The organism is Streptomyces sp. NPDC048441 (assembly GCF_043200235.1).
Lineage (GTDB): Bacteria > Actinomycetota > Actinomycetes > Streptomycetales > Streptomycetaceae > Streptomyces.
On sequence record NZ_JBICXM010000014.1, the window covers coordinates 19,942 to 31,547 of the forward strand.

General features: G+C 70.1%; 11 protein-coding genes. 9 read left to right on the forward strand and 2 right to left on the reverse strand.

Annotated elements, in window-relative coordinates:
* Positions 1-44 precede the first annotated feature (44 nt).
* The 5 genes from ACGFSB_RS29440 (at position 45) to ACGFSB_RS29460 (ending at position 5,513) form a co-directional block, all read left to right on the forward strand.
* Positions 45-818 (forward strand): hypothetical protein, encoded by a 774-nt coding sequence (locus ACGFSB_RS29440; RefSeq protein WP_393405488.1) that lies wholly within the window; start codon positions 45-47, stop codon positions 816-818.
* Complete coding sequence (locus ACGFSB_RS29445) at positions 815-2,116, forward strand: ATP-binding protein (RefSeq protein ID WP_393405490.1); 1,302 nt, start codon at positions 815-817, stop codon at positions 2,114-2,116. The genes ACGFSB_RS29440 and ACGFSB_RS29445 overlap by 4 nt, the downstream gene beginning before the upstream one ends.
* Positions 2,117-2,249: 133 nt before the next feature.
* Complete coding sequence (locus tag ACGFSB_RS29450) at positions 2,250-2,609, forward strand: SH3 domain-containing protein (protein ID WP_393405492.1); 360 nt, start codon at positions 2,250-2,252, stop codon at positions 2,607-2,609.
* Positions 2,610-2,688: 79 nt separating this feature from the next.
* On the forward strand, positions 2,689-4,056 hold the full coding sequence (locus ACGFSB_RS29455; protein WP_393405494.1) for an FtsW/RodA/SpoVE family cell cycle protein: 1,368 nt from the start codon (positions 2,689-2,691) through the stop codon (positions 4,054-4,056).
* The gene (locus ACGFSB_RS29460; protein ID WP_393405496.1) at positions 4,053-5,513 is read left to right on the forward strand and encodes a peptidoglycan D,D-transpeptidase FtsI family protein; all 1,461 of its coding nucleotides are present in this window, start codon (positions 4,053-4,055) and stop codon (positions 5,511-5,513) included. The genes ACGFSB_RS29455 and ACGFSB_RS29460 overlap by 4 nt, the downstream gene beginning before the upstream one ends.
* 23 nt (positions 5,514-5,536) lie before the next feature.
* Here ACGFSB_RS29460 and ACGFSB_RS29465 read toward each other — a convergent pair whose 3' ends face one another.
* Entirely contained in the window at positions 5,537-6,649 is a 1,113-nt protein-coding gene (locus ACGFSB_RS29465; RefSeq protein ID WP_393405498.1) for a ferritin-like domain-containing protein, read from the reverse strand.
* A 221-nt stretch (positions 6,650-6,870) separates the two neighbouring features.
* Here ACGFSB_RS29465 and ACGFSB_RS29470 point away from each other — a divergent pair, with 221 nt between their 5' ends.
* The 4 genes from ACGFSB_RS29470 (at position 6,871) to ACGFSB_RS29485 (ending at position 10,276) form a co-directional block, all read left to right on the forward strand.
* On the forward strand, positions 6,871-7,809 hold the full coding sequence (locus ACGFSB_RS29470; protein WP_393405500.1) for a diiron oxygenase: 939 nt from the start codon (positions 6,871-6,873) through the stop codon (positions 7,807-7,809).
* 108 nt (positions 7,810-7,917) lie between these two features.
* Positions 7,918-8,646, forward strand: coding sequence for a TetR/AcrR family transcriptional regulator (locus tag ACGFSB_RS29475; protein WP_393405503.1), 729 nt, complete (start codon positions 7,918-7,920; stop codon positions 8,644-8,646).
* Positions 8,647-8,680: 34 nt separating this feature from the next.
* Complete coding sequence (locus ACGFSB_RS29480) at positions 8,681-8,959, forward strand: hypothetical protein (protein WP_393405505.1); 279 nt, start codon at positions 8,681-8,683, stop codon at positions 8,957-8,959.
* Positions 8,960-9,118: 159 nt separating this feature from the next.
* The gene (locus ACGFSB_RS29485; RefSeq protein WP_393405507.1) at positions 9,119-10,276 is read left to right on the forward strand and encodes an NlpC/P60 family protein; all 1,158 of its coding nucleotides are present in this window, start codon (positions 9,119-9,121) and stop codon (positions 10,274-10,276) included.
* Between the two features lie 18 nt (positions 10,277-10,294).
* Here the strand turns inward: ACGFSB_RS29485 and ACGFSB_RS29490 are convergent, their stop codons facing one another.
* Positions 10,295-11,527: a styrene monooxygenase/indole monooxygenase family protein gene (locus ACGFSB_RS29490; protein ID WP_393405509.1), complete on the reverse strand. Its 1,233-nt coding sequence runs from the start codon at positions 11,525-11,527 to the stop codon at positions 10,295-10,297.
* Between the last annotated feature and the right edge of the window lie 79 nt (positions 11,528-11,606).

Below are 11,606 nucleotides of genomic sequence, written 5' to 3' on the forward strand. Positions count from 1 at the left end.
CGAGCCGCCCCCCGGCGGCCCCGCCGCAGGCAGGCAGGAGTGCAGTGAACCGCAGCCGTGCCGCCGGCCGGGCCGCGCTCACCGCAGCCCTCGTCCTGTCCGCCACCCTGCTGGCCGGCGGCTGTGGCGATCCCGGCGGGCTGCAAGGCGCGGGGCCGACGCCCACCGTCGAGGGGCCCACCCGCCTGTGGCCCCGGCTGCCGCCGCCGTCCGCTCCCGCCGAGGACTACGGCGCCATAGAGAGCCTGCCGGTCAAGGGCGTCGACGTACCGGGCGGAGATCTGCGCAAGGCGGACCCGACCGCCGTCGCGAAGGCTGATTTCGACGCCCATCCGGGGACGTACAGCCGCTCGGACTCCGCGTACAAGAAGACGGTCCAGAAGTTCGACGCCTGCGGCGGCGCCCACGCGGACGCCGCCGACCACGCCGAGTGTCCCGTCCTCAACGCCTACTACCGCGATCTCACAGGCGACGGCAAGGACGACCTCATCGTCGGCATCCGGCTGCCCGAGCAGAACCTGGACATCCGCGCCTACGCCCTGGACGAGCGGAAGTTGATACAGATCATGGAGATGGGGGACGCGGTGCTCGGCGTCGAGATGGCAGGGCGTGAAGTGATCGTCCGTGCCGTCTCCAGCCTGCCCGGATACGAGTACCGCACCGTCTGGTCCTGGGACTCCCACCAGAAGACCATGCTGCCGACGAGCGACGAGATCGTACGCTCCCCGAACGCGCCGACGACGAAGCCCGACCGCAAGCCCGTGCCCAAGCGCACACCGGAACCGGAACCGGAACCCTCCCCGAGCGGCACCCCATGAGCGACCGGCAGCCGCGCAGACCGCGGTTCCCCGCCTGGACGGCGACGCTGACCTGGAAGGCCGCGGTCTTCATCACCGTCATGTGCTGCGCGCTCGCCGCGCTGCTCGGCGCGCTCGTCCATGTCTCGGTGACCAACCAGACCGTGGGCCAGGCCCGCGACCACGCACTCAGCAGGCTCGACGACGTCACCGAGGCGTTCGAGGCGGGCGACCGGCTCGGCCCCGGCGCGGGTGTCGACCCACCCGGCCTGCCCGCCGGACTGCGGGAGCTCGCGGTGGGCGGGGAGCGCGGGACGATGGTCGACGCACAGGACTCCACGCCGACGATGTGGGCCGCGGGGCCCGCCGCGGGCAGGCGCGCCATCGCCGTCCAGGTCGACTACGCCCAGGGCGCCCGCACCATCGACGGGCTCGACCGGGCCATCCTCGGCTCCTCGGCCCTCGCGATCGGGGCGACGCTCCTGGTCGGGGCCTTCGCCGTGACGCGCGTGACGCGGCGCCTGCACCAGACGGCGACGGTGGCCCGCCGGATCAGCACCGGCGATCTCGACGCCCGCGTGAACGACCCGCGCACCCGCGAGCCGTCGCGCCGCCAGGACGAGGTGGCGGCGGTCTCCGGCGCCCTCGACACGATGGCGTCCTCGCTACAGGGCAAGCTCCAGAGCGAGCAGCGGTTCACGGCGGACGTGGCGCACGAGCTGCGCACCCCGCTGACCGGCCTGCACGCGGCGGCCGAGCTGCTGCCGCCCGGCCGCCCGACGGAGCTGGTGCGTGACCGGGTCGCCGCCCTGCGCACCCTCACCGAGGACCTCCTGGAGATCTCCCGGCTCGACGCGAAGAGCGAGCATGTCGACCTGGACGACCACCATCTCGCCCCACTGGCGGATCGCGCGGTGCGGGGTTCCGGAGCCCTGGCCGAGCTGGTCCTCGTGCGCGATGTCTGTGTGGTGACCGACCGGCGGCGCCTGGAGCGGGTGCTCGGAAACCTCATCGCCAACGCGGCCAAGCACGGGCGCGAGCCCATCGTGGTGACCGTCGACGGGCCCGTGGTCTCCGTGCGCGATCACGGCGACGGGTACCCGGAATACCTGGTGGAGCACGGGCCGCAGCGGTTCCGCACGGAGGGGACGACCAAGGGGCACGGGCTCGGCCTGACGATCGCGCTCGGCCAGGCGGCGGTGCTCGGCGCGCGTCTCACGTTCGCGAACGCGACGGACGGCGGGGCGGTGGCGACCCTGACGCTGCCGTACGAAGAGTCCGCGGGGGCCGCCGCCAAGGGTGCCGAAGGGGCGGTTTGACGCCGCGTGACCTTTTGCGTGCGCAGCGTGCTGATTTTATTGTGAATTGCGACCTACGACCCATATGTACCCCTGCTTCAGGGCCTACGGGCTACGGGCCGCACGCATCCGCCCCTTCCCTAGAGGAGGCCCCATGTCCCTTCGGCCCACCGCGACCATCGCCCGGCTCGGCATACTCGCCGCCGGTGGCGCACTCGCCGCGCTCACCATCACCGGCCCCGCCGTCGCCGCCGACGGCGCGAACAACGACCACCCGCGCATCTACAAGGGCCGGATCACGGCCAAGTCCGGACTGCTGCTTCGCACCGCCCCCACCCGGGGCAGCCAGGTGATCCGCAGCGAGCCGTACGGCAAGGTCGTCTCCATCTTCTGCAAGACGACCGGCGACCACGTGAGCGGCAACAACCGCTGGTACCTGCTCACCGACGGCACCTGGGCCTGGGGCGCCGCGCACTACATCGCCAACATCGGTCCGGCGCCGCGCTGGTGCTGACGCGCTGACGTCCTGACGCACCACCAGCGCACGGTGACATAAACGGACATTGGAGCCTATCGCTTGCTACGTTCCGGGCATGACCGGAACGACAGCGAGCTCGGCACCACCTTCCGTCCCCGCTGTTCGCGTACCCCGGCGCCGTGGCACCGAAGTCGCCCTGATCGTCGTGGCCGTCCTGCTCTCGGTCTACGGCTACTGCGACGTCGGCCTCGCCAAGAGCGGCTCCGTCCCGCCCGGCGCCGTCGGTTACGGCGCCGGGCTCGGGGTGCTCGCGCTCCTTGCCCATCTCGCGGTCCGCTTCCGCGCGCCGTACGCCGATCCGCTGCTCCTGCCGATCGCCGTGCTCCTCAACGGCCTGGGCCTCGTCCTGATCTACCGGCTCGACCTGGAGACCCCCGGCGACGAGGCGGCACTCACCCAACTCGTCTGGTCCACGGTCGGCGTGGCGCTCTTCATCGCCGTCGTCGTCCTCCTGCGCGACCACCGCGTGCTCCAGCGGTACGCGTACATCTCCGTCGTGGCCGCGCTGATCCTGATGATCGTGCCGATCTTCTTCCCGGCCGTGAACGGCGCCCGCATCTGGATCAGGATCGGCGTGTTCTCCATCCAGCCGGGCGAGTTCGCGAAGATCCTCCTCGCGATCTTCTTCGCCAGCTACCTCTCCGCCAACCGCAACGCCCTCGCCTACACCGGCCGTACGGTGTGGAAGCTGACGAAGCTCCAACTGCCGACCGGGCGCGTGCTGGGCCCGATCGTCGCGATCTGGCTGCTGAGCGTCGGGGTCCTCGTCCTCGAGCGCGACCTCGGTACGTCACTGCTCTTCTTCGGGCTCTTCGTGATCCTGCTCTACGTCGCCACCGGGCGCACCGGCTGGCTCGCCGTCGGCCTGGTGCTCGCCGGGGTCGGTGCGTTCGCGGTGGGCTCGCTCGAACCCCACGTACACAGTCGCGTCCAGGACTGGCTGCACCCCTTCGCCTCCATCGACGCGGGAGAAGGACCCAACCAACTCGCCCAGTCCCTCTTCGCGTTCGCGGCCGGCGGGATGCTCGGCACCGGGCTCGGGGCCGGGCACTCCATCCTCATCGGCTTCGCCGCCAAGTCCGACTTCGTCCTGGCGACGGCCGGTGAGGAGCTGGGCCTCGCGGGTCTGACAGCGATCTTCCTTCTCTACGCACTCCTGGTGGAGCGCGGTTTCCGGGCGGGGCTCGCCCTGAGGGACTCCTTCGGGCGGCTGCTCGCGGTGGGGCTCGCCTCGATCGTCGCGCTCCAGGTGTTCGTGATCGCGGGCGGGGTGTCGGGGCTCATTCCGCTGACCGGCATGGCGATGCCCTTCCTGGCACAGGGCGGCTCGTCGGTCGTCACCAACTGGATCATCGTGGCGCTGCTGATCCGGCTCAGCGACTCGGCACGCAGCCAGCCAGGGCCGCCAGGGGAGGCCGCATGACCCGATACATCCGCCACGCCGCCGCCTTCTGCGCCCTTCTCCTCATCGCCCTGCTCGTGAACGCGACCCGCGTCCAGGTCGTGCAGTCCAACTCCCTCGACGACAACCCCGCCAACCGCCGCCAGGCCATCGCCCGCTTCGGCCAGCCGCGCGGCGACATCATGGTCGACGACCGCGCGGTCACCGGATCCAAGGACACCGGGGAGCAGCTCCGCTATGAACGGACGTACAAGAACGGCCCGTTGTACGCCCCGGTCACCGGCTACGCCTCGCAGGTCTACGGCACCACCCTCCTGGAGAACGCCGAGGACGACATCCTCTCCGGCACCGACCCGATGCTCGCCCCGATCCCCCTGTGGAACGACATCACCCGCGCCCAGAACCCCGGCGGCAAGGTGCGGACCACCATCAGAGCGGCAGCGCAGCAGGCCGCTTATTCCGGGCTCGGCGGCAAGAAGGGCGCGGTCGCCGCGATCGATCCTTCCACCGGGAAGATCCTCGCTCTGGTCAGCACCCCCTCATACGATCCCGAGCGGCTCTCCGGCACCAGTGAGTCGGTGGCGCGGTCCTGGTCGTCGCTGAACTCCAGTACCGACAAGCCGATGCTGAACCGGGCCATCCGCCAGACGTATCCCCCCGGTTCGACGTTCAAGGTGGTGACGGCGGCGGCCGCCCTGGACGCGGGCAAGGTCACGGACCTGGACGCCGCCACCAAGTCCCCCAGCCCCTACACCCTGCCCGGCACTTCCACGCAGCTGACGAACGAGGTCGACGGCTGCACGAACGCGACCCTGCGCTATGCCTTCGAGTGGTCCTGCAACACGTTCTTCGCCAAGCTGGGCGCGGACACCGGGCTGAGCGCCATGGTGGGCACGGCCGAGAACTTCGGCTTCAACGACAGCGGCCTGAAGATCCCGTCATCGGTGGCGGCCAGCAACTTCGACACCCACATGGACGACGCCCAGCTGGCACTCTCCTCGATCGGCCAGTACGACACGAGAGCGACGCCGCTCCAGATGGCGATGGTCTCGGCGGCGGTGGCGAACGGTGGCTCCGTCCAGTCCCCGAGCCTGGTGGACGAGACCACGACCGACGACGGCGACGTGGTGGAGAACACCGGCACCGAGACCCTCCACCAAGCCATGAACCCAGCCACGGCGATGCAGCTGCGGGAGCTGATGACCGGCGCCGTCGAGGAGGGCACGGGCTCCAACGCGGCGATCCCCGACGTGACGGTCGGCGGCAAGACGGGCACGGCCCAGCACGGCGTGGACAACACCGGCACGCCGTACGCCTGGTTCATCTCCTGGGCCCAGAAATCCGGTGACGCACAGCCGTCGGTGGCGGTCGCGGTGGTGGTGGAGGACGCGGCGGCGGACCGGGGCGACATCAGCGGGGGCGGGAGCGCGGCGCCGATCGCGAGGGCGGTGATGGAGGCGGTGATCGACGGTCCCTGACCTGGGGTCGACCACCTGGGCGGTCAGGGGCCCGACGTGCCACCGGAGGCGATCATGTCCTCGACCTCCGCGACCCGTTGCCCCTCCTCCTCCGCGAACCGCTCCGCGTCCAGCTTCTCGGCGATCTCCTCGTCCTGTGCCATCAGCTGATCGAGGTTGGCGTTGCCCATCTCGAACACGCCCATGTCGACGTACGCCTCCTGGAGCCGCTTGCCCCACAGGCCGATGTCCTTGACGCACGGCACGATGCGGCTGAAGAGCAACTGCCGGAAGAGGGCGAGGAATTCGGAGTTCTCGCTGCACTCCTCGGCCTCCGCCTTCGGGATGCCGAAGTTCTCGAGCACTTCGACACCGCGCAGCCGGTCACGCATCAAGTAGCAGCCCTCGATGACGAATTCCTCGCGCTCGCGCAGTTCGGCGTCGGAAAGCTGCTTGTAGTAGTCGCGCAGGGCCATGCGGCCGAAGGCCACGTGCCGGGCCTCGTCCTGCATGACGTACGCGAGGATCTGCTTCGGAAGCGGCTTGTCCGTCGTGTCGCGGATCATGCCGAAGGCGGCCAGGGCCAGGCCCTCGATGAGGACCTGCATCCCGAGATAGGGCATGTCCCAGCGGGAGTCGCGCAGGGTGTCGCCGAGCAGCGACTTGAGATTGTCGTTGATGGGATACAGCATCCCGATCTTGTCGTGCAGGAAGCGGCCGTAGACCTCCGCGTGCCGCGCCTCGTCCATGGTCTGGGTCGCCGAGTAGAACTTCGCGTCCAGGTCGGGGACGGACTCCACGATGCGCGCCGCACACACCATCGCGCCCTGCTCGCCGTGCAGGAACTGGCTGAACTGCCAGGAGGCGTAATGCTTGCGCAGCTCACCCTTGTCGCGCTCGGTCATCTTGTCCCAGTGCCGGGTGCCGTAGAGCGACATGGACTCGTCGGGGGTGCCGAGGGGGTCGTACGGGTCGACCTCCAGGTCCCAGGCGATGCGCTTGGCGCCGTCCCACTGCTTGTCCTTGCCCTTCTGGTAGAGGGCGAGCAGCCGGGCGCGACCTTCGTCGTACTCCCAGCTGAAGCGGGCCGCGCCGGTCGCCGGTATCTGCCAGGTGATGTCGTCCGGGGCGTGCGTGTACAACTCGTGCGTGGACACTGACGGCTCCTAAGAGTTGACCTCGGGCTCTCCGCAATCCCCCGTCTGCCTTCGACTGTCTTGTACTGGTTGGTAGTTGGCAGGCTCACACGTTCGTAGACGCTGGGTCAACAAGTCGTGCGCAAGGGATTGACTGCCTTGCTGACAGGCAGTCTCATAAGTCGTGACCGCCGGTAACTGTGACTGCGACGACGAAGCAGACGACGAGGCAGGGGCAAGTCATGACGACCATCACGGAGGACGCGGCGATCGAAGGGCTGCGGGACGCGCTGGGACTGCTCAAGGACCGGGAGCAGGTGGCCGAGCGACTGCTCGACTCGTCCGCCAAGCACTCCTTCGACCCCGACAAGGAGCTGGACTGGGAGGCGCCCTTCGAAGAGGGCAAGTGGTTCTGGCCCCCGGAGCTGCTCTCCCTGTACGGCACGCCCATGTGGCAGCGGATGAGCGAGGAGCAGCGCATCGCGCTCTCCCAGCACGAGGCCGCGGCGCTCGCCTCGCTCGGCATCTGGTTCGAGCTGATCCTGATGCAGCTGCTCGTACGGCACATCTACGACAAGCCGGCTACGAGCTCGCACGTGCGGTACGCACTGACCGAGATCGAGGACGAGTGCAGGCACTCGAAGATGTTCGCGCGCCTGATCACCCGCGGGGACACCCCGTACTACCCGGTCAGCACCGTGCACCGGAACCTCGGCCGCCTCTTCAAGACGATCTCGACGACGCCGGGTTCCTTCACGGCGACGCTGCTCGGCGAGGAGATCCTCGACTGGATGCAGCGCCTCACGTTCCCCGACGAGCGCGTCCAGACCCTCGTCCGCGGCGTCACGCGGATCCACGTCGTGGAGGAGGCGCGCCATGTGCGGTACGCCCGTGAGGAGCTGCGGCGCCAGATGGTGACGGCACCGCGCTGGTCCCAGGAGTTCACCCGCCTCACGTCGGGCGAGTTCGCCCGCGTCTTCTCCATCGCCTTCATCAACCCCGAGGTCTACACGAACGTGGGCCTGGACAAGCGGGAGGCCATGGCGCAGGTCAAGGCGAGCGCCCACCGCCGGGAGATCATGCAGACGGGAGCGAAGCGGCTCACCGACTTCCTGGACGACATCGGGGTGCTGCGGGGCGCGGGGCGACGGCTGTGGAAGAGCTCGGGGCTGCTCGCGTAGGGCTCGGGGCCGTCGGCGTGGAGCTCGGGGCCGGTTGCGTAGCGAAGAGGGTACGGAGGGTTCCAGGGCGCGTGTTCGAAAGGGCGAAGGGCGGATACGCTGCGGGGCATGACCTCGCCTGCTCCCACCCGCGCGTACCGGCGCCTCAGTGTCGAAGAGCGGCAGCGGCAGCTCAAGGAGGCCGCCCTGTCCCTCTTCGCGGTGCGCGCGCCCGACGAGGTGTCCCTCGACGACGTGGCGGAGGCGGCCGGGGTCTCACGGCCGCTCGTCTACCGCTACTTCCCCGGCGGCAAGCAGCAGTTGTACGAGGCCGCGCTGCGGTCCGCCGCCGATGAGCTTGAGCAGTGCTTCGCCGAGCCGCCCGACGGCCCGCTCACCCAGCGCCTGGCCAACGCCCTCGACCGCTACCTCGCCTTCGTCGACCAGCACGACGCGGGGTTCAGCGCGCTGCTCCAGGGCGGCAGCGTCGTGGAGACCTCGCGTACGACCGCGATAGTGGACGAGGTGCGCAGGACGGCCGCCGAGCACATACTCGCCCACCTGGAGGTCGTGGGGGCCAGGGGCCCGCGGCTCCGGATGACCGTGCGGATGTGGATCACCTCCGTCGAGGCGGCGTCCCTGATCTGGCTGGACGAGGAGAAGCAGCCGCCGCTCGACGAACTGCGGGACTGGCTCGTCGAGCAGTTCATGGCGGTCCTGGTGGCCTCCGCGGGCCGCGACCCGCAGACCGCGGAGGCGGTGCGGGGCGCGCTTGCCATGGAGACGGCGGACGGCCCGGCGGGCTCGCTCGCGCGGCGCGTGCTGCCCGTGGTGAGCGACGCGGCGCACCTGCTGTGACGCACGGTGGGCCATCTGCTGTGACACTGGCCGGGTGAAGAGCGAAGACACCCCCTTTGTGGGTGGCCCCCTGGACGGCCGCGTACTGCCCATCCTGCTCGGCCCGACCGGCCACCCCCCGAAGGTGTACCGCGTCCCGGTCCCCGACGAGGCGGGCGGCACCCCCACGGTGCTCGTGTACCGCCGGGTGGCCAAGGCGGCGGGCAAGCGGCTCGGGCTGCATCCGGGCTGGAAGTACGAGTACGACCCCGAGGGCGACCAGGCCGGGACCGGCCTGAAGTGGCCGTGGTCGAAGCCGGGCGGGACGGGCTGAGCCCTGCCGGGTTCCCGCCAGGGCAAGGGTGACGCGCCGTCACCCCCTGGACGAGTGAAGGCATTGCGCCACCCCCTCCCCTCCGGAGGCGGACCCCGCCCGCACGGCTGATGCTCCCGGTGCGGGACGGAACCGCCGTCACGCACCGGAGGTGATGGCATGTCAGGCAGATTGCTGCGGTGGGTCGGTGCGGGAGCGGCGGTCGGGGCCCTGCTGGCGACGACTCCCCCCGCGTACGGCGTCCCGGAGCCGGGCGGCTCCGGTGAGCGCCCGGTCTCCGAACTCCTGACGGACCTTCAGGAGCTGTACCGGAAGGCCGAGGAGTCGACGGAGAAGTACAACGCCGCCGAAGAGAAACTGAAGAAACAGCGCACCGAGGTAACCCGCCTGAACGGCGGCCTGGCCAAGGCACGGGCCTCGGTGCACGACGGCCGGGGCGAGGCGGGCCTCTTCGCCCGGCAGCAGTACCAGGGCACCACGCAGATCTCCCCCTACGTCCGCCTCCTCCTGGCCCGGAATCCACAGCAGGCGCTCGACCAGGGTCATGTGATCGGGCGGGTGGCGGCGGAGCGGGCCGCGGCGGTGCGTCGCCTGGAGAGCGGCGAGAAGAGGGCAACCACGCTCGCGGCCTCGGCCCGTAGCGCCCTGGAGACCCAACTCGCCCTGACCGCCCGCCAGAAGGAAGCACGGGACACGGTCAAGGGGCAGCTGAAGGAGGTCGAGGAGCTGCTCTCCTCGCTGAGCGCGGAGCAGCTCGCGGACCTCGCGCGGGCGGAGGAGACGGGCACGGCGGACGCGCAGCGGAAGTTCCTCGCGTCGGGCTCCCTGGGCGGCTCCGCCGGTTCGCCGGCGACGCGTCCGCCCTCTCGGCGCGGGGACGAGGCGCTGGACTACGCGGTGCGGCAGATCGGCAAGCCGTACAAGTGGGGCGCGGAGGGCCCCGCCTCCTACGACTGCTCGGGTCTCACCTCACAGGCATGGGCTGCGGCGGGCAAGGTGATCCCGCGGACGTCGCAGGAGCAGTGGGCCCAACTGCGCCGGGTCTCACTCCGGAAGCTGCGCCCCGGCGACCTGGTCGTCTACTTCCCGAAGGCGACGCACGTGGCGATGTACGTGGGCAACGGCATGGTGATCCAGGCCCCCCGGCCCGGGGCACACGTCAAGGTCTCCCCCATCGCTTCGAATCCCCTGCTGGGTGCGGTACGCCCCGACCCCTCGGCCAAGGCGATGAAGCACTACGCCCCGCCGAAGCTGCCGCGCGGGGCGAGGGCGGGCGGCGACGCGGGGTACGGCTCGACGGAGCCGCCCCCCGCGTGAGGGCCTGTGCCGGGGCGACTAACCGGTCAGCCCCGCCAGGTACGCCCCCGTCTTCTCCGGGTCGTAGAAGAAGTTCTCGAAGTCCGACGGGTCGTTGAAGCCGTTCGCGAACCTGTCCGCGGCCGGCTGTAGCTGGCCCGCCGCTCCGATCAGGTTCAGGACGTGCTCCGGCGGCGGCGAAAGCATCGCGTTCGTCCACTTGGTGACGTGCTGTGCCGTCTCCCAGTAGCGGTCGAACGTGGACTGCATCCACGCCTCGTCGAACGGCTTGTCGCCGTGGGAGACGATCGAGGAGAGGTACGAAGCCGCGCACTTCGACGCCGAGTTGGAGCCCTGGCCCGTGATCGGGTCGTTCGCGACGACCACGTCCGCGACGCCGAGGACGAGGCCTCCGCCCGGCAGCTGCCCGATCGGCTTGCGCACCGTCGGCGCGTAACGGCCGGACAGCGTGCCGCCCGCATCCGTCAGCTCGACCTTGGTCGCCCGCGCGTACTCCCAGGGCGTGAACTTCTCGAGGAGTTCGAGGGTCAGCGCCAGGTGCTCCGAGGGGTCCTTGATGCCCTGGAAGACGTCGAGAGGGCCGCCCGGTACGCCCTCCCAGAACAGGATGTCCGCGCGCCCGGACGTCGTCAGGGTCGGCATGACGAAGAGCTCGCCCACGCCAGGCACCAGGTTGCACCGCACCGCGTCGAACTCGGGGTGCTCGGGGCGCGGCCCCATCCCGTGGACGTACGCGACCGCCAGCGCGCGCTGCGGCGCGTCGTAGGGGGAGCGTGACGCGTCCCGCTCGAACATCGAGACCAGCTCGCCCTTGCCCGCGGAGACGAGCACCAGGTCGTACGTGCGGGAGAAGTAGTCGAGGTCCGAGACCGCCGCGCCGTGGATGACCAGCTGGCCACCGCGCTGCGCGAACGTCTCCATCCAGCCCGCCATCTTCACGCGCTGGTCGACGGACTGGGCGATCCCGTCCAGCTTGCCCACCCAGTCGATGACACGGGAGGAATCCGGGCCCGCGACCGAGACGCCGAGGCCCTCGATCTTCGGGGCCTGGGACTCCCAGAAGTTCAGCTGGAGGTCGCGCTCGTTCTGCAGCGCCGTGTGGAACATGCACTGCGTGGACATCACACGGCCGGACCGGACCTCGTCCGCCGTGCGGTTGGACATCAGGGTGACCTCGTACCCCTGCGACTGGAGTCCGAGTGCTATCTGGAGCCCGGCCTGACCGGCTCCGACGACGAGTATCTTCCGCATACGGCTGCTTCTCCTACGTACAAAAAGAGCTAAGAACTACAAGAGCTACAAGAACGGCAAGAACGGCAAGAACGGCAAG

Bases quoted from the DNA above. Each gene is read 5' to 3' on its own strand.
- ACGFSB_RS29445 (WP_393405490.1), top strand. From the start codon at position 815: ATGAGCGACCGGCAGCCGCGCAGACCGCGGTTCCCCGCCTGGACGGCG.
- ACGFSB_RS29450 (WP_393405492.1), top strand. From the start codon at position 2,250: ATGTCCCTTCGGCCCACCGCGACCATCGCCCGGCTCGGCATACTCGCC.
- ACGFSB_RS29455 (WP_393405494.1), top strand. From the start codon at position 2,689: ATGACCGGAACGACAGCGAGCTCGGCACCACCTTCCGTCCCCGCTGTT.
- ACGFSB_RS29460 (WP_393405496.1), top strand. From the start codon at position 4,053: ATGACCCGATACATCCGCCACGCCGCCGCCTTCTGCGCCCTTCTCCTC.
- ACGFSB_RS29470 (WP_393405500.1), top strand. From the start codon at position 6,871: ATGACGACCATCACGGAGGACGCGGCGATCGAAGGGCTGCGGGACGCG.
- ACGFSB_RS29475 (WP_393405503.1), top strand. From the start codon at position 7,918: ATGACCTCGCCTGCTCCCACCCGCGCGTACCGGCGCCTCAGTGTCGAA.
- ACGFSB_RS29485 (WP_393405507.1), top strand. From the start codon at position 9,119: ATGTCAGGCAGATTGCTGCGGTGGGTCGGTGCGGGAGCGGCGGTCGGG.
- ACGFSB_RS29490 (WP_393405509.1), bottom strand. From the start codon at position 11,527: ATGCGGAAGATACTCGTCGTCGGAGCCGGTCAGGCCGGGCTCCAGATA.